This is a genomic window from Algoriphagus sp. UBA3586 (assembly GCF_002376385.1).
GTDB classification, from domain to species: Bacteria; Bacteroidota; Bacteroidia; order Cytophagales; family Cyclobacteriaceae; genus Algoriphagus; species Algoriphagus ornithinivorans.
This window is the reverse complement of sequence record NZ_DFMT01000016.1, coordinates 339,638-356,914: the sequence shown is the minus strand read 5'-3', so window position 1 is coordinate 356,914 and position 17,277 is coordinate 339,638. Positions and strand designations below refer to the sequence as shown.

The following is a 17,277-nucleotide window of genomic DNA, read 5'->3' as shown; positions in this document are numbered from 1 at the left end:
CAGATGGAATGCCTCGTATAATCATCCCCCTGTGTGAGATTTTTCCTCATGGGCATTTCATATGTTGGGTTTGGTTATATTTTTCTTCGTAATAGTTGAGCGTTCGCTGCGCAAATGATGGTACTTAAACTCATCAATGCGGCTCCAACAGCAGGTTGAATCATCAAGCCTGGAATAAATCCTGTGGCAAGGGGTAAGGCAATTGCATTATATCCGACTGCCCATCCTAGATTTTGAATCATCTTGTTATAAGTTGCCTTTCCAAAGAGAATTAATTTGGCTATATCTTGAGGATTGCTGTTGACCAAAATAATATCAGCTGTCTCTACAGCGACGTCTGTTCCTGAACCTACAGCAATTCCTATATTAGCTTTGGCCAAAGCAGGGGCGTCATTGACACCATCACCCGTCATAGCGACAAATTCACCTTTTTTCTGTAATTCTTCAATGACTTTTACTTTTTCATCCGGAAGCACTTCGCTGTAATACCCATCTAATTTTAGTTGTTCACTTACCGCTTTTGCAGTTTTTTCATTATCACCGGTTGCCATATATAATTTAATTCCCTTTTCTCTTAGGGTCTTTATAGCTTGATGACTTTCTTCACGAATGCTGTCTGCCAATGCGATGAAACCAAGTAGTTTCTTTTCTTCTAAGAGAAAAACAATTGTTTCTGCTTCATCAGAATCTGTCTCCTGAGGTATTGAGATTGAGTTTTCTTCCAAATAACCTGGACTGACTACTTGATAGGTTTTACCATCGATGTCTCCTTGAATTCCCTTACCTGTTATGGATTCAAAGTTGGAGACTTCCTTTAATGTGATATTTTCCTCTTTAGCTTTTTCTAGGACTCCTTGAGCGATTGGATGCTCAGAACTGGATTCCAAAGAGGCAGCAATTTTCAAAATTTGATCTTTTTTCCATTCTCCTGAAATATGAATTCGAGTTACTCCAAATTTCCCCTCAGTAAGAGTTCCTGTTTTATCAAATACAATAGCACTTACTTTTCTTGCATTTTCAAAGGCAGTTCGATTTCGAATCAAAAGCCCTTTTTCTGCTGATAGGGAAGTGGAAATAGAAACAAGCAACGGAATGGCTAATCCCAAAGCATGAGGACATGCGATGACCATAACAGTTACCATCCTGCCTAGGGAAAAGTCAAAATCCTTTCCTAAAATAAGCCAAACTGATAAAGTAATAATTCCAGCACCAATAGATATGAATGTCAGCCATTTAGCTGCGACATTAGCTAAATTTTGTGTCTTGGATTTACTTTGCTGCGCCTCCTTGACCATATTGATTACCTGATTCAGGTAGGAGTCTTCACCAGTTTTGGAGATCTTGATTTTGAGAGATTGTTTACCGTTGATTGATCCACCTATGACCTCGTCTCCTTTCTCTCGCTTTACCGGCTTACTTTCACCCGTCAACATACTTTCATCAAGATGACTTTCACCCTCTTCAATGGTACCGTCAGCAGGAATCTTTTCATTAGCTTTCACCAAAATCAAATCCCCCTTTTTTAATTCGCCCGCAGAGATATCTTTTGTTTCTCCATCGACAATCAAATGAGCCTCGTTGGGCATTAAATCCGCCAATTTTTCCAAAGCTTTGGAAGCACCCATAATTGAGCGCATTTCCATCCAATGCCCAAGGAGCATGATGACAATTAGTGTGGCCAGTTCCCAAAAAAAGCCCATCCCTTCTAAGCCAAAAGCCACAGCGGAGCTATAAAAATATGCTACTGTAATAGCAAGGGCTATTAAAGTCATCATTCCGGGATTTTTATCTGACAACTCTTCTTTTAGCCCCTTGAGAAATGGCCAACCGCCATAAAAAAAAAGAATACTGGCAAGCCCAAATATTACATAATCTTTTCCTTCAAATTGGATGTTGAAGCTCAACCAATCTTGAATCATATCTGAAAAAAGAAGAATTGGAATCGTTAGAATTAGTGAGATCCAAAACCTAATTTTAAAATCCTTGATCATGTGGGCATGATGATCATGGTGGTTTTCCTGGTGATGTTGATGGTTAGAATGTTCCATAAAAAGATTAATCAGGTTAGTTTAAAATATTGAAATTTAAATAGATATGGTCTATTTATTCTCAGGTGTTTCGAAATACAAATGATAATGCTTGCTACATCCAGGGTTAAAAGCTGCCTGGCAATTTGGACAGGTATTGTTGGAGTTCATATAATCTTTGATACTCAACTCTGTTCCACAAACACCACATAGGATGGCTTTTTGGTCAAACTCTTTTTTAGGCCACACTTGATGAGTATGGTCGGCCTCTTCTTCATGACAGGAAAAGCAGGGGTAGTACTTCTCGCAACACTTAAACTTGATAGCTATCACATCCAATTCGGAATGCCAATGGACGCATCTGGTTTGATTATCTACCGGTTTTCCAAAAACATTGATACCTCGGATTTGAGATACTTTTAAAGGTTCCAAAACTTTGGTTTGGGAATAAGCTTCTAATGAATAAAGAAAGCAGGCTAAAGAGAAAAGAATTAATCGGATCATATTGGGAGGAAATAAAAAGTGAGCCCATAGGCTCACTTTGAAATTATAAGTTCACTGTTAAAGTATCTTCCACAGCTCCACAATTTAGCATTGAACTACCAAAAAGCGGGTTTTTGATATCTGAGGAGGCACTTAACCACATTCCACCGGTGTTGTTTTTGTACATAGGGCAATATTGATGATAAAGGGTTCTATCTGCACCTGTAATTTTAATAAAGTCCTTCACCAATACGCTTAATGCCTGGAAGCTTTCTCTTTGTACAGCAATATCATCCGATGCAATATTGGAAGCAAATTGAGCAGCTTCAGTTTGGACTCTCTCCAATTCTTCAATGTCTTCTCCCTGAGAAGAAGCAATATCATAAGCTTTTAATGCTTCTGTTAGAGCTTTGCTTTTTTCAGCAGCATCTGATGAGTTGTCTGCCACAAGTGCATCTTTTACAGCTAAATAAGCATCAATAATTCCTGAAGTTCCAGAATTATTAGAAACTGAAGTGGCTTGATTTATTTCAGTTTCCTGCATTTCACTTGAATCTTGAGACTCTTCAGTTTTCGAGCCAGAACAAGAAATTAGGGCAAAAGCCAATGCTAGGGAAAATAAACCTGTTTTTGTCATGAGTTTTAATTTAATGATTATGAGATGTTGAAATTGTAGTTTTCGATTGTTCTTTGGCCAAGACTGCTTGACCTTTTAGGTAGGTTTGCTTGACCTCGCCACATGTGAGCATGGAAGCTCCAAAGTAGGGGTTGGTAATATCTTTTCTTTCAGAAAGCCAAAAAGCTCCCTGATTCCCAAATGCCATAGGACAATAGTCTTTATAGACAGCCTCTTTATTCAATCCGAATAATTCAGTCATTTCCAATACAGCTTCAGATAGGGTGGAAAAGCCTTTCCTTGCTTCATCTATCGATGAGGCCTTATCCATATTTCCAACAGCCGCGTTCAGCTGGGCCTGGACTTTCATCCATGAATCATGGGCTTTACCTTCTACAAGCTTCATATCTACTTGAGAGACTGCTTTTTTTACCTCAGTCAAGTCTTTTTGACTCTGGTTCAATTGGTCGGAGACCAAGCCATTTTTTACTCTAAAGTAAGCATCAGCAATTTGAGTGATTTGATCACGGAAGGCCGAAGAAACTTCTAAAGACCTGGTTTCTGGTCGATTCATCATACTAAAGTTTCCAGAAAGCTGTGCTGCTGCATCAATGGCAAATACACCATTGGTGACGATTTCTTCTCCAGCTTGTAAACCGGATTCTATTTGATAATTATCTCCGACCCGAGAGCCTAAGGTGATTTCTCTCATTTCATAGGTTGGAATTTCTGAATTAGGCACTTTGAGGTAAACAACTGATCTTTTTCCCGACCAAAGTACAGCTGTACGGGGAATTGAAAGCTTGGCTTGACTTCCTTTTTGAGTACTTTGAATTCTAGCTGTGACAAACATCTCCGGTTTAAGATTGCTTTGACGATTCAAAACCTCCGCTCTGATTGAAGCAGCCCTTGTATTAGGGTCGATCATCGGATCTATGTATGTGACTTTGGCTTTAAAATTTTCGCCTGGGATACCTGCAACATTGAAATTGACTTCATTTCCAACCTTGATAAATGGGAGATCTGATTCATAAGCATCCATCAGCACCCAAAGTCTGGATAGATCCACTACATTGAATAGAACTTGTCCTGTGGAAACATAGTCTCCCACAGCAATATTTCTTTGGGTTACTACACCACTAAATTCAGCAAGGATATCAATTTTATCTTTGACTTGACCTGACTTTTCTATTTCTGAGATTTGGGCTTCATTCAGTTTCCAGAGCTTCAATTTTTCTTTTGCCGCTTGGTATAATTCAGGAAAAGAGGCCTTGGTTTTTACAGCCTCGATCAATTCCCGCTGTGCGGTCAATAGTTCAGGTGAATAAATACTTGCCAGCCTTTGCCCAACTCTAACCTGCTCTCCTGTAAATGTGACATAAAGTTTTTCAATCCTTGCAGGAAACTTTGCAGTTATCGCTGCATTTTCTCTTTCATCTGCCTGAATTTTACCTGTAAGAAAAAGGTCACCTTTTGCATCTGTTCCTCCCACTATAGTTGTGCTTACATTAGCCATGGCAATAGCCTCAGGAGTCATTTCGAATGCTATTGGGTTGGAATTTCCAGAGGAGGAATTAGAAGCAACTGGAATCAAATCCATTCCACAAATTGGGCAGTCTCCTGGCTCGTTCAATTTGATCTGGGGATGCATGGAGCATGTCCATAATTGGTCAGTAAGAGTTCCTAAATGATCATGCCCAGCTTCCTGTGAAGTTTCCCCGCTTGGCTTGACCAACCAACCCAAGGCCACTCCCAAAAGAATAAGCCCTGCTATTTTTATCCATTTATTTTCAAGTAGCTTTTTCATGTTTTAGTCATTTAAGCCAGATAGATTACCGGTTCCCAAGGATTCCAGTAAGGCTAAACTTTTATGTTGTTGTACAATTGCCAATATGGCTTTCAATTGATAATCGAGTAAAATTTGCTGAGTAGCCAATACTTCCTCAAAGTCTTTTCCATTAGAGGTAAAAGAGGTTAATACTAAATTGAGTGTTTGATTGGCCAGTTCTGTTTGTTCCTGATAAAGTTTGACTTTTCGATTAGCATCTTCTAGATCACGGATAGCCATAGACCACTCCATTGCTAGCATATTGCTTTCCCTTTCTTTCCTCAATACCGTTGCTTCTTTCAGGTAGTTTGTTTCTTTAATTCTCGATTGAGTTTTTTTCCTGTAAATAGGCAAGGTCATAGTCACCATTGGCATGATCATATCATTTCCACCCATCAACATATTTCCTTCAGGTCTGGGCTGAAAAGGCATATAATTTACTCCTGCCCCAAACATAGGCCTCCCATCTAAACGTGCCATTTTCTCTTGCTGATCCAAGGCTGATAGTTCAGATTCATACATTTGAAGCATGGGATTATGAGTAGTTATGCTGTCTAAAACCACCATTTTATCCCATATTAATGCAGTTGCATCCAACTTCTCAGGAATAGCTATCGGAGCCTGGATTTCTCTATTTAATAGTTTATTGAATTTAATTTGAACAGGAGTCAATTGATCTTTCAAGGTTTCAATTGAACTTTCCAGTTCCCTGATTTGCATTCGAATACGAAGTACATCGCTCATTCCAATACCATTATTGCTCATCCCGGAATTCATTGCTTGTGGGCTGGAGGTAGTCATAGGTTGGGAGTTGCCCATCGAGCCCATCCCGGAAGAACCGGAGCTTACAGTTTGAGTATTAGTAGAGTTTTGGGGCATGGCGCTTTTGGGACTATTCCCGGCAGAGGCAGCTCTGAATTTACTTAGTGCCAGCGTTTCATATTTCTTTAAATACTCTAAGTTTTCCTGACTGATTCTAATCTGTTCCTGAATAGCATAGAGCTCATACCAAGAATCTTTAACTTGATAGAATAGCTGATTTTTGGCGTTCAAGAAAAGGCTGTATTTGGCCTGAGCCATGTATTTAGCTTCTTCCTTTTGAGTTGCCAGCATCCCAAACCAAGGGAACATTTGCATCAATCTGATATCAGCTACCTGATTTCCCATAAAACGCTCCATGGGTGAGGGGAATATTCCCACACTCAATTCTGGATCTGGGAGGCTACCAACTTGAGGCGCAATTTCCATAGCAGCTAAGTATTCTTGATAATAAGCTTTGAGTTCGGGATTGTTTTCTCCCGCTATTACCAAATAATCATCCAAGGATTGTGTCCAGGCTGGGAAGGTAATGCAGCATGACATGAGTACTATAATAATTGACTTTCTCATATCCTTATTGATTTTCATCCTCTGCAAAAACAGTAGGATTGTTTTTTAACTTTCTTTCTGCCCACCAGCAATAGAGAGTGGGTACTATAAATACGGTCGTTAACTCCAATACCATCCCGCCCAAAGAAGGAATAGCCATAGGAATCATAATATCAGAACCTCGACCGGTAGATGTAAATACCGGTACCAAAGCAAGAAGGGTAGTAGCTGTCGTCATCAAGCAAGGAAGGACTCTTCTTTTTCCGGCCTCCAATACTGCTTCTCTTACCTCTTGGGCTGATTTTGGAGTATTGCTTTTAAAGCTTTGATCTAAATAGGAGGCAACCACGACCCCATCATCAGTGGCAATTCCAAACAGGGCAATGAACCCTACCCAAACCGCTACGGATAAGTTGTACACTTTCATTTGGAACAATTCCCGCATGTTAGTTCCCAATAGAGAGAAGTCCATAAACCAATCCTGACCGTACAACCATATCATCCAAAAGCCTCCAGAAAAAGCCATTGCAATTCCTGTAAAGACAAAAAGCGTGGTGGATACCGCTCTAAATTGGAAATAGAGAATGAGAAATATGATGATGAGGGACAAAGGAACCACAATGGAAAGCCTTTTTTCTGCCCTGATTTGATTTTCATAGCTTCCTGAGAATTGATATCGAACTCCCGAAGGAACTACCAATTCTCCAGAATCAATTTTGCTTTTCAGATAGCGCTGGGCATCTTCTACTACACTCACTTCAGCAAAACCCGGTTTCTTATCCAATAAGACATAGCCTACCAAGAAGGAATTTTCACCCCGTATCATATCCGGTCCGGGTCTGTAGGTAATATCCACCAATTGCCCCAAAGGAATATAATTTCCCATTGGAGTCGGAACTTGAAGATTGGCAATGGCGTCAGGATCATCGCGGAATTCGCGGGCATATCGAACACGTATTGGGAAGCGTTCTCTTCCTTCAACCGTAGTACTTAATTTCATTCCGCCAATAGCAGTCTCTATAAAGTCCTGCACATCGACCACATTCATTCCATATCTGGAAATTTGCTCTCGATTGATGTCCAGTTCTAAATAAGGCTTACCGACAATTCTGTCTGCGAATACCGCTTCACTTTTGACAGAAGGAACCTCTTTGAGATAGTTTTCTAACTTTAATCCAAACTCTTCAATGGCTTGTAAATCAGGACCATATACCTTAATTCCCATAGGGACTCTCATGCCAGTTTGTAGCATGACCAGGCGGGTTTCAATGGGTTGAAGCTTAGGAGAGGAGGTGACTCCAGGAATATTAATTACCCCTACAATTTCATCCCAGATATCGTCAGGACTTTTGATTTCTTTTCTCCATTGTCTGAAGTATTCTCCATCAGAATCTGGTATCAACTGTGAGGTGTTAATTAAATGAGGTTCTGAATTCTCTGGATCATGAAAGAGTCCGTTTTTCAATTCATAATGCCCATCCTTATTGACCTTATACCTGATCCTGTTTCCATTGATATCTGTCGCATACTCGCTCTTGTAATTGATGGTATTTTCAAACATGGAAATAGGAGCAGGGTCGATGGCAGTTTCGGCTCTACCCGCTTTTCCAACTACTAATTCTACTTCTGGAATGGCAGTTACTAACATATCCAGTTTTTGGAGTACCTCCTTGTTTTCCTGAACTCCAGAGTGAGGCATAGTGGTTGGCATCAAAAGGAATGAACCTTCATTCAAAGAGGGCATAAACTCTTCCCCTAAACCAGGAAATGTATGGCTTAATCCAGACCAAACTGAACTGGTGCGAATATTCCATCCAATTTGGTCAAATGTTTTAGGAATGAATCCAAAAACCGTATTGAATCCCAACCAAATACTGGCGGCCGTGGTGATTACTAGCGCAGGGAAAATTAAGAATGTCTTCTTATTGTTTAAACACCAGGTAAGGAGACTTGGATAGGCTTTTATGAATAGAGAGAATCCTCCTAAAACCAGAAGTAAAAGGAGACCTATAAATAGAAAGTTGACAAAAGTGCTGTTGCTCACCCCTAAAGGCATCCACTCTGTAGTCAAAAGTCCTGTTACAGCCACTAAGGTTACTGCTATAATCAGAAATTTCTTTCTAGGCTCTATTTTTTCAGGGAAATGAAAAGCAAGGGTATGAACCAGTCCATATCCAACCAGAACCCAACCTCCCCATGCCCAAACAGTCCAAGCGATCACCAGACCGAGCAAAACCAAGGCATAATTAAAGTACCTGCTTAACTTTCCTTTATAGCCTTTGAATGAGAAGAACCAATGCGAAAATGCCGGCATGATCAAAAGCGTGAAAATCAATGCAGCAACCAATGCGAATGATTTGGTGTAAGCCAATGGTCCAAAAAGCTTTCCTTCTGCAGCCTGTAGTGTGAAGACCGGTAAAAAGCTGATGATCGTAGTACTCACTGCAGTCAGAATTGCTCCTGAAACTTCAGCTGTTGCTTCATAAACGATCTTCAATTTGCTTTTGCCCTCAGGTGCCTGCTCCAGATGCCTGAGTATATTTTCATTGAGAATGATACCCAGATCCACCATGGTACCAATGGCAATAGCAATACCGGATAAAGCAACAATATTGGCATCCACTCCAAAGTACTTCATGAAAATAAAGCACATCAATACAGCTAATGGAAGCAATGCTGAAATCAATAAAGAGGCTCTTAGATTATACACCATCACTATAATGACAATGATGGTTATCAGGATTTGAAGTGAAATAGCTTCATAGAGTGTCCCCAGCGTTTCATAGATCAGGCCCGTTCTGTCATAAAATGGAACCAATGTGACCTTTGATACCGTGCCATCAGCTAATGTCTTGCTAGGTAGGCCCTCAGACAGCTTTTCAATTTCTGCTTTTACTCCCTCAATTACTTCCAGTGGATTGTCACCATACCTTGCAATAACAACTCCCCCTACAGCTTCAGCTCCGGATTTATCCAAGATTCCGCCCATATTTCTGGGCTGAGGGCCAATATTAACCCGCGCTACATCTTGGATCCTGATTGGAACGTTGTTGGTAACTTTGACTACAGCCTGATCCAAATCAGAAAGTTCTTCTACATATCCTAAACCCCGGATAAAATAATCCACCCGATTTACTTCGATGGTATTGGCAGAAACATCCAAGTTGGATTTCCTCATCGCTTCCATCACATCCATCAGGCTCACTCCATTAGCTTTAAGAGCGGCTGGGTCAACATCTACCTGATATTCTTTGATATAACCTCCAACCGATGCGACCTCTGATACGCCTGCCACAGATGTCAGTGCATATCTGACATAATAATCCTGAATGGTTCGGAGTTCGTGAAGATCCCAGCCTCCTACAGGATTGCCTTCAGGATCTCTTCCTTCTAAAGTGTACCAATAAACCTGTCCCAATGCCGTCGCATCAGGACCCAGCTTAGGTTGTACACCTTCAGGTAATAGACCTGCAGGTAATGAATTGAGTTTTTCTAATACTCTGGACCTGCTCCAGTAAAACTCAATATCTTCTTCAAAGATGATATAGATGCTGGAAAAGCCAAGTGCTGAGCTAGAGCGTACACTCTTAACTCCGGGAAGTCCTAATAAAGATGTGGTAAGTGGATAGGTGATTTGATCTTCAACATCCTGGGGGGATCTACCCATCCACTCAGTAAAGACGATTTGTTGATTTTCTCCGATGTCCGGGATGGCATCTACAGGAACCGGGTCCCGAGGTAGAATACCGATATTCCAGTTGAAAGGCGCTGTGGCTACTCCCCAAGCAATTATTAGGAGAAGCAAAAGCACGGTAACTAGCTTATTTTCTGGGAAATATTTTATGATGGAATTGAGCATAATTCATTCTAATTGTGCGAATTGAAAATACAAATGGACATTAGGTCCATGCACTAAGCGGAAGAACCGCAAGAATGAATTTTATATCAAAAAGCTTTGAAACAGAATCTGATAATCCTGTTCAATAGGAGGGGGGTAATAATCATTTACTCTTTGATCTTCCTGCGGAAAAACTGTGGTATTCCATATAAAGACCTCAATAAAGGCTAAGGCAAAGTGGATATTTACCTGTGAATTTGATTTCTTAAAAGATGATTCTTGGTCAAGCTGTAAATGCTGACTCAGGTTCTCACAGCATCCGCTTGGATCTACATGAGATTTTTCATCATGAGATTGGTGGGATTTAGGACTATCCATTCCACAATCTAAATGACTAGCGGCTAAGCTGAATTTACTGTCCATTTCCTCTCCCATACAAAAATGCGTGGTTTTGCCATTCCCACAGAGGAGAATAGAACAATCAATGAGAGCGCTATGGAAATAAATTTTTTCAACAGCTCAAATCTACGCAAATATCCACCAAATGTTCAAGTGATTCTTAATAAAATCTGATTTTCAGTACTTTAACTTACTTTGGGTTGGCCAAAAAGCCAGATTTCAGCACAGTTTTTTTGATGTCATCAGGATTTAAATCTACCGTTTTGACGGTTAATGTTTTTTCGGGATCCTGTAAATCAACATTCCATTCAGCAATTCCAGATTCAGCATTCAGGATAGGACTAACTTTGGAAAGGCAGTTACCGCAATTGATATTGGTTTTAAATTTTAGTGTTTTCATACTTGGTTTGTTTCCATTCAAAAATAGCTTTTCCAAGCTAAAGGTTCCCTTCTATTGAATTTTGAATGGCCTTTTTCCAATCCAAAATCTCTAAAGAATTCAATTCAGGCCCTCCACCTCGATTTGCAGAGCCAGCTGCCACGTAGATTTTTCCTTTAAAAATTACGGCTCCAGTTCCGTGTCTACCCTGATTAAGGCTTGGAAGTATGATCCATTGATTAGTTTCAGTATCTAATACTTCCACTTCTGCGTGAGCTGGGACTTGAGCAGCGCTCTCCCCATTCATAACCACCAAGTACTTTCCAATTCCCAAGTTAGAGTTTCCTGCTCTCGGCGTTGGGATTTGTGTGGTGTTACTTATCCATTTTCCTTGTTTGAAATCAAAGTAATCCACTTCTTCAATGGTAGTTTCCAACACTTTGCCAATAGCGGCATGGGAAGTCCTTCCGCCTGCCAAATACAATTTATCACCTACCATAGCAGCACTGATGTGATCTCTGGCCCTAGGTGCATCTGGCAGGACTTCCCATTTTCCTGTTTTTGGATTTAGTACGTCAAACCAAGAAACAAATCCTTCATAGTGTCCATCTTGAATACCCCCTGCCATATAAATCAAGCCATCTTTTACCACTACCCCTGCTGATCCCCTTTCCCTTCCCATCGGTAATTTGGGGCCTTCTCTCCACTTTCTTGTTTGAGGATTAAAAATCAATGCTGTAGGAATTGGAGTTTCATGCGGATAAGATCCTGTAAATGCCCCGATAACCCAGATTTCTCCATTCAGAGCCACCGCCTGAAAGTGGCTGATTTCCATGGGAGCATTAGCATATTTTTCCCATTTTTGAGTTTTGGGGTCAAATTTGTCTACCGAGCGAACACCTCTTCCTCCCAGGGCATATAGTTTTCCTTTACATGCTACAAATGAATTTTCATGCCTAGTCATGGCTTCTCCCTGGACTGCTATATTTTCCCAAGAACTTTGGGCATGTACTCCTAAGCCAAAGAATAAGCCGATTATCAATAGTAGGGTAGGTTTCATAGGTTTATTTTAGTGACTGAATTTACAATTTCACATTGGCTCTCCCAATACCTTTTATCAATAAAAAAACCAGGAGATTGTCCTGGTTTGATAATTGGATAGAATAGAGCTTATCTTCCCAAATCCAGAATATCCCGGATTTTGTTAATCTCTTCCAATTCTTTGTATATGGCCTCTCCATCGGAAGAAGCTATTTTTTCCCTTATTGCTGTCAAATTTGAAATATAGCCATCCAAGGATGCTAAAATATTATCCTTGTTTTCAGTAAGGATAGGAGCCCACATTGCCGGACTTGATTTGGCAAGTCTAACTGTAGAAGCGAAACCTGATCCTGCCATATCGAATATGTTTTTTTCATCCTCCATTTTTTGAAGGACAGTTTTTCCTAGCATAAATGAGGAAATATGGGACAAATGAGAAACAAAGGCCAGGTGTCGATCATGTTCCTCAGGATCCATAAATCTCAGTTTGAGATTCAATGCATCAAAAAGCTCATAGGCCTTTTCTTTCAGGTGGAGGTCTGTTTTCTCCATTTCGCAGAGGATCATCACTTTTCTATCCAATAGATCCGCAAATGCTGCTTTGGGTCCTGAATACTCTGTACCGGCAATGGGGTGTCCTGCTAAATATTGCTTTCTTTTAGGATGACCAGCCAACTGAAGGCAAAGCTTGGACTTGGTAGAACCTAAGTCAATTACCAAGGTATTTTCACCGACCTGATCCAAAGTTTGAATTAACAAGTCTCCCAAAGTATCAGCAGGAGTGGCTAGAATAACAATATCAGTGTCTAGGTCAGGCTTTTCTTGGGCCTTAGTAATGATTCCCAAAGTCAAAGCATCTTTCAGATTTTGGGTAGAAATATCTGTTCCCGTGATGGTCATTTCAGGGAATTTTCTTCTGGCCCCAAGTCCGAAAGAACCTCCCAGAAGTCCTAATCCTACAATATGTATTTTATTCATGATTTTAAGGTTTGATTCGTTTGATTGCCTCTAAAATTTTGAACTCTGGCATACAGAGTGAAATTCTCACGTAATTTTCTCCTCCTGAACCAAAGATTTTTCCTGGCGTGATAAAGATATTTTTCTCGTATAATAGATAATCGACCAATTCATCTCCTGATTTTCCTTCAGGAATTTTGCACCAGACAAAGAGTCCACCGTTAGACTTGGAATAAGATAAATCCAGTAGGTCTGCCAGCTTCCAAACCAGCTTACGTCGGTTTGTGTATAGCTCATTTAAATCCTGAAACCAATTTTTTCCCAACCTAAGAGCTGTAATGGCACCTTTTTGAATTCCTAAAAACATCCCGGAGTCCATGTTGGATTTGACCTTCATGACAGCTTTCACCCATTCTTCCTTTCCGCAAAGCATGCCTACCCTCCATCCCGGCATATTGAAAGTTTTACTCAGAGAGTTAAGCTCCATCGCTACTTCTTTGGCGCCAGATACTTCCAATAAGCTGATTGGCTGAGGATTCAAAATGTGCGAATAGGGATTATCATTAATCAGGATCAGCTGATTTTGCTTTGCAAAGGCAATTAAATTCTCAAACAGTTCCAGACTTCCCAAGGCTCCGGTTGGCATTTGAGGATAATTCACCCACATCAACTTGACTTTGCTACAGTCAAGAGAATTCAATTGATCCCAATTTGGATTTCCTGACTCATCCAATTCATAAAATATGGGTTCAGCTTCCAACAATTGGGTAACACTCCGGTAAGTAGGATATCCTGGATTTGGAATAAGCACTTGATCCCCGGGATTTAAGAAAGTCATGCTGATATGCATAATACCTTCCTTTGAACCCATCAAAGGAAGAATTTCAGTCTGTGGGTTTAATCTTACCCGAAACTCCCTTTGATAAAATTCAGCCATGGCCACCCTAAGTTCAGGGATACCCTGATAAGCTTGATATCCATGAGATTGCGAATTTTCTGCTGTATGGTTTAGGGCTTGGATTACTTCTTTGGCTGGAGCCAGATCAGGACTTCCTATGCCCAAATTGATAATGGGTTTCCCATCCGAAATCATTTGATTGACTTCTTTGAGCTTGGCGGAAAAATAATATTCCTGTACCTCCTCAATGCGCTTTGCAAATCCCTTCATTATTTTCTGCTCCTGTATTCTCCAAAAATTTTAACATCCCCAAAATCCCTTTGGATAAGAATCATCGCATCCCGATAATTTTCATAATTCGTAAAAACTGCATCAATGAAAAAGGAATATTCCCAAGGTTTTTCAATGACTGGAATAGATTGAATTTTACTTAAGTCCAATCCTTTATAAGCCAGCATACTGAGTAATTGGGCGAGGCCTCCTTGCTCATTTTTGATGGTTACTTTGAAAGAGGCTTTGTTCGATCCTTCATCTGAAGGATTGATCTTATTTGCCAATAAAATAAAGCGGGTGAAATTGCTTTTAACAGTTTGTATATCTCTTGCAAGTATTTCCAATCCGTAGATTTCTGCTGCTATTTCCGAAGCAATTGCGGCTAGGCCCTCACTCTGTTCCTGGCTAATTCTTTTGGCTACCGTTGCTGTATCTATATCATCTACTTGCTTCATATTTGGATGTTGGGCAAGAAATGTTTTACACTGCAATAAAGCCATTGGGTGGGAGCGAACCTCCTTAATCTTGTCAATTTGCTGACCAGGCAAGGCCATCAATTGATGAGCAATAGGCAAGTAAAATTCGTCACTTATAAATAGCTCATACCGATCGAGGAGATCGTAATTAGGCAAAATAGCTCCAGCTATGGAATTCTCTATAGCCATCACTCCAAAATCAGCTTCTCCCTGAGAAATGGATTTTGCCACTGCTTCAAAAGTATTGAAGGGAAGAATTTCAGCTTCATCTCCATAAGCCTTTAAGGCCACTTGATGATGGAATGAACCAGGGATTCCCTGTATGGCAATTTTAAGACTCATGGTTTGAAAGATCTATTCCGGCAAGCTGGCAGTGCTTCCAGAAACTAGGATAGCTTTTATTTACCACATCCGGATCCTCAATTAGTACTTGAGTTTTTGTCAAAAGAGGCATAAATGCCATCGCCATTCTATGATCATCGTAGGTGTGAATTTTTACCTCGTGTGGCATAGTCACAGATGGAATCACTTGAAATACTTCAGGCTCAATTTCTTTAAGCTCAGCATTAAACTTGGCTAATTCTTGCTGTAAAGCATAAATTCTATCAGTCTCCTTTATACGAAGACTTTCCAGTCCTGTGAATTTCGCATTTTGGCCAATGATTGCGCAGGTAACAGCTACAGTTTGAGCCAAATCAGGGCAATCTGTAAAGTCAAACTCTTCCAATCCCTCCACAGGGATTTTTTCTAACAAAACGCCATCCTTTTGGAAGCTGCTTTTCACGCCGAGTTTGGACATGATTTCCACAACTTTAGAATCTCCCTGAAGGCTATTTTCTTTCAACCCTTTCAAAAAAAGTTGTCCGGAATCTGAACAGGCTAAAAGGCTAAACCAATAACTTGCCCCAGACCAATCGCTCTCCACCATGAATTGGGTTGGCTGATAGGCTTGGTTTTCAACTTTAATGGTATTTTTTTCCCAGGTATAGTTGATCCCGAACTTGGCCATCAATTCCAAAGTCATTTCGATATAGGTGCGGCTTCCCACTTTTCCTTCCAACTCAATTTCCAGTCCTTTAGGTAATATAGGAGCAATCATCAACATGGCGGAAATGTACTGACTGGACACATCTCCTCGAATTTTTACCGCAGATTTTGTCTGCTCTGAAAGTCCATGAACCGCCAAAGGAGGATAACCTTCCACATTCATGTAATGAATTTCAGCCCCAATTTCCCTCAAAGCATCAACCAAAATTCCGATAGGTCTTTGACACATTCTGGCCGTACCTGTCATTACTTTATTTTGATTGGTGACAGCAGCATAAGCTGTTAGAAATCGCATGGTAGTACCTGCATCCAATACATCGTAAACAGGAGGGTTGGTTTGAAGCAGGCGAATCATAGTTTGCGTATCTCTCGCTTCTGCCAGGTTCTCGATAGTGTTTTGACCTTCAGTCAAAGCATCTATGATCAAAACCCGATTAGATTCGCTTTTAGAGGAAGGAAGAGGGATAGTGGTGGGAGTAAAAGCTGATTTCTGATTCAGTTTTAGTAGCTCCATAGTGTCAGTTGGCAAGGTAAATAGGTTATAGGTTTTGATAATAGGTTAGGGCAGCTGCTATTTCATTTTTGTTCACAGGAACATTATAGGTGCAACTTCCAATTTTTTCCAGTAAGGAAAATAAAATCTCCTTTCCTTCATTTTTTTTGTCTTGGAGACAAAGGTTCAATACGGGTTCAAAATCTGCTTTATTGAGTCTGATTTTTCCATATACTTCCAAAAGATTCTGGGTGATTTTCTGAAGATCGGCAGAAGACATTTGACATTTTTCTTTGGACAACCAAGCTTCGCAAATCATTCCTGCGGCTATAGCTTCTCCATGCAACAAGTGATTTGAACCATCCAGAAAATGTGTTTCTAAGGCATGTCCTATGGTATGCCCAAAATTGAGGATCTTCCTTAAGCCAGCTTCTTTGGGGTCTTCTTGCACAACCGATTTTTTAATTTCCACGGAATGTGAAATCAGACTCTTCCAGTCATTTTCTTTCCAATTTTGAAAATCTAAATTTTCAAAATATTCTTTATCCCGAATAAGTCCATGCTTGATGATTTCCGCAAAGCCTGACCTTAATTCGTTCGAAGGAAGTGTATTAAGAAATTGCGGGCAAATAAGAACAAGTTCAGGTTCATTGAAGACACCCAAATGATTTTTGAGACCTTCAAAGTCAACCCCTAATTTTCCTCCCACACTGGCATCTACCTGAGAAAGTAGGGTAGTAGGCAAATTGATAAATCGAACGCCCCTTTTGTAAATACTGGCGCAAAAACCACCCATATCTCCCAACACTCCTCCTCCCAAATTCAAGACGAGAGCCTTTCTATCCAAGCCCGCCTCTGTCATTTCTGTCCAAATTTCAGCACAGGTTTCTAGGTTTTTATGCTTTTCTCCCGCAGGAAAGGTGAAATGAAAATAAGATTCCGGTAAGGCATCTTTAATCAGAGGAAAACAATATTCTTGGGTGTTTTCATCTGTAAGGATAAATAGGGAAGAAAATGTAAGGGAAGAAAGTGCCTCAGATAGACTTTTAGATGGCTGTTCCGCAATTATGATTGGATTCACAAAACTCAAGTTTAAAACCTAAAGGTACATCAAATTAAGAAAGGGAAGGGTAGATTCTTCCCTTTCTTTAAGG

General features: G+C 40.3%; 14 protein-coding genes. All 14 read right to left on the bottom strand.

Features of this window, described 5'->3' with window-relative positions; all coding sequences use genetic code 11:
- Nucleotides 1-74 precede the first annotated feature (74 nt).
- Nucleotides 75-2,048, bottom strand: coding sequence for a copper-translocating P-type ATPase (locus B2906_RS06150; protein ID WP_219959101.1), 1,974 nt, complete (start codon nt 2,046-2,048; stop codon nt 75-77).
- A gap of 51 nt (nt 2,049-2,099) precedes the next feature.
- Nucleotides 2,100-2,531: a CHY zinc finger protein gene (locus B2906_RS06145; protein ID WP_286935956.1), complete on the bottom strand. Its 432-nt coding sequence runs from the start codon at nt 2,529-2,531 to the stop codon at nt 2,100-2,102.
- Nucleotides 2,532-2,574: 43 nt separating this feature from the next.
- Nucleotides 2,575-3,147 (bottom strand): DUF3347 domain-containing protein, encoded by a 573-nt coding sequence (locus tag B2906_RS06140; protein WP_286935952.1) that lies wholly within the window; start codon nt 3,145-3,147, stop codon nt 2,575-2,577.
- Nucleotides 3,148-3,157: 10 nt separating this feature from the next.
- Nucleotides 3,158-4,933: an efflux RND transporter periplasmic adaptor subunit gene (locus B2906_RS06135; protein ID WP_286935949.1), complete on the bottom strand. Its 1,776-nt coding sequence runs from the start codon at nt 4,931-4,933 to the stop codon at nt 3,158-3,160.
- A 3-nt stretch (nt 4,934-4,936) separates the two neighbouring features.
- Nucleotides 4,937-6,343 (bottom strand): TolC family protein, encoded by a 1,407-nt coding sequence (locus B2906_RS06130; RefSeq protein WP_219959097.1) that lies wholly within the window; start codon nt 6,341-6,343, stop codon nt 4,937-4,939.
- A gap of 4 nt (nt 6,344-6,347) precedes the next feature.
- Nucleotides 6,348-10,181: an efflux RND transporter permease subunit gene (locus B2906_RS06125; RefSeq protein ID WP_286935945.1), complete on the bottom strand. Its 3,834-nt coding sequence runs from the start codon at nt 10,179-10,181 to the stop codon at nt 6,348-6,350.
- An 81-nt stretch (nt 10,182-10,262) separates the two neighbouring features.
- Complete coding sequence (locus tag B2906_RS06120) at nt 10,263-10,595, bottom strand: HYC_CC_PP family protein (RefSeq protein ID WP_219959096.1); 333 nt, start codon at nt 10,593-10,595, stop codon at nt 10,263-10,265.
- A 154-nt stretch (nt 10,596-10,749) separates the two neighbouring features.
- Nucleotides 10,750-10,959, bottom strand: a complete 210-nt coding sequence (locus B2906_RS06115) for a heavy-metal-associated domain-containing protein (RefSeq protein WP_144602665.1) — start codon at nt 10,957-10,959, stop codon at nt 10,750-10,752.
- Between the two features lie 37 nt (nt 10,960-10,996).
- Nucleotides 10,997-11,998: a Kelch repeat-containing protein gene (locus tag B2906_RS06110; RefSeq protein WP_219959095.1), complete on the bottom strand. Its 1,002-nt coding sequence runs from the start codon at nt 11,996-11,998 to the stop codon at nt 10,997-10,999.
- 110 nt (nt 11,999-12,108) lie between these two features.
- Nucleotides 12,109-12,957: a prephenate dehydrogenase gene (locus tag B2906_RS06105; protein ID WP_286935944.1), complete on the bottom strand. Its 849-nt coding sequence runs from the start codon at nt 12,955-12,957 to the stop codon at nt 12,109-12,111.
- Nucleotides 12,958-12,961: 4 nt separating this feature from the next.
- Nucleotides 12,962-14,104: a pyridoxal phosphate-dependent aminotransferase gene (locus B2906_RS06100; RefSeq protein WP_219959093.1), complete on the bottom strand. Its 1,143-nt coding sequence runs from the start codon at nt 14,102-14,104 to the stop codon at nt 12,962-12,964.
- A complete protein-coding gene (locus B2906_RS06095; protein ID WP_219959092.1) occupies nt 14,104-14,925 on the bottom strand; it encodes a prephenate dehydratase in 822 nt (273 codons plus the stop codon). The genes B2906_RS06100 and B2906_RS06095 overlap by 1 nt, the downstream gene beginning before the upstream one ends.
- Nucleotides 14,915-16,144, bottom strand: a complete 1,230-nt coding sequence (locus B2906_RS06090; RefSeq protein ID WP_286935943.1) for a 3-phosphoshikimate 1-carboxyvinyltransferase — start codon at nt 16,142-16,144, stop codon at nt 14,915-14,917. Before B2906_RS06090 ends, B2906_RS06095 begins: the two co-directional genes overlap by 11 nt.
- 25 nt (nt 16,145-16,169) lie before the next feature.
- Entirely contained in the window at nt 16,170-17,204 is a 1,035-nt protein-coding gene (gene aroB, locus B2906_RS06085; protein WP_339815821.1) for a 3-dehydroquinate synthase, read from the bottom strand.
- Nucleotides 17,205-17,277: the final 73 nt, after the last annotated feature.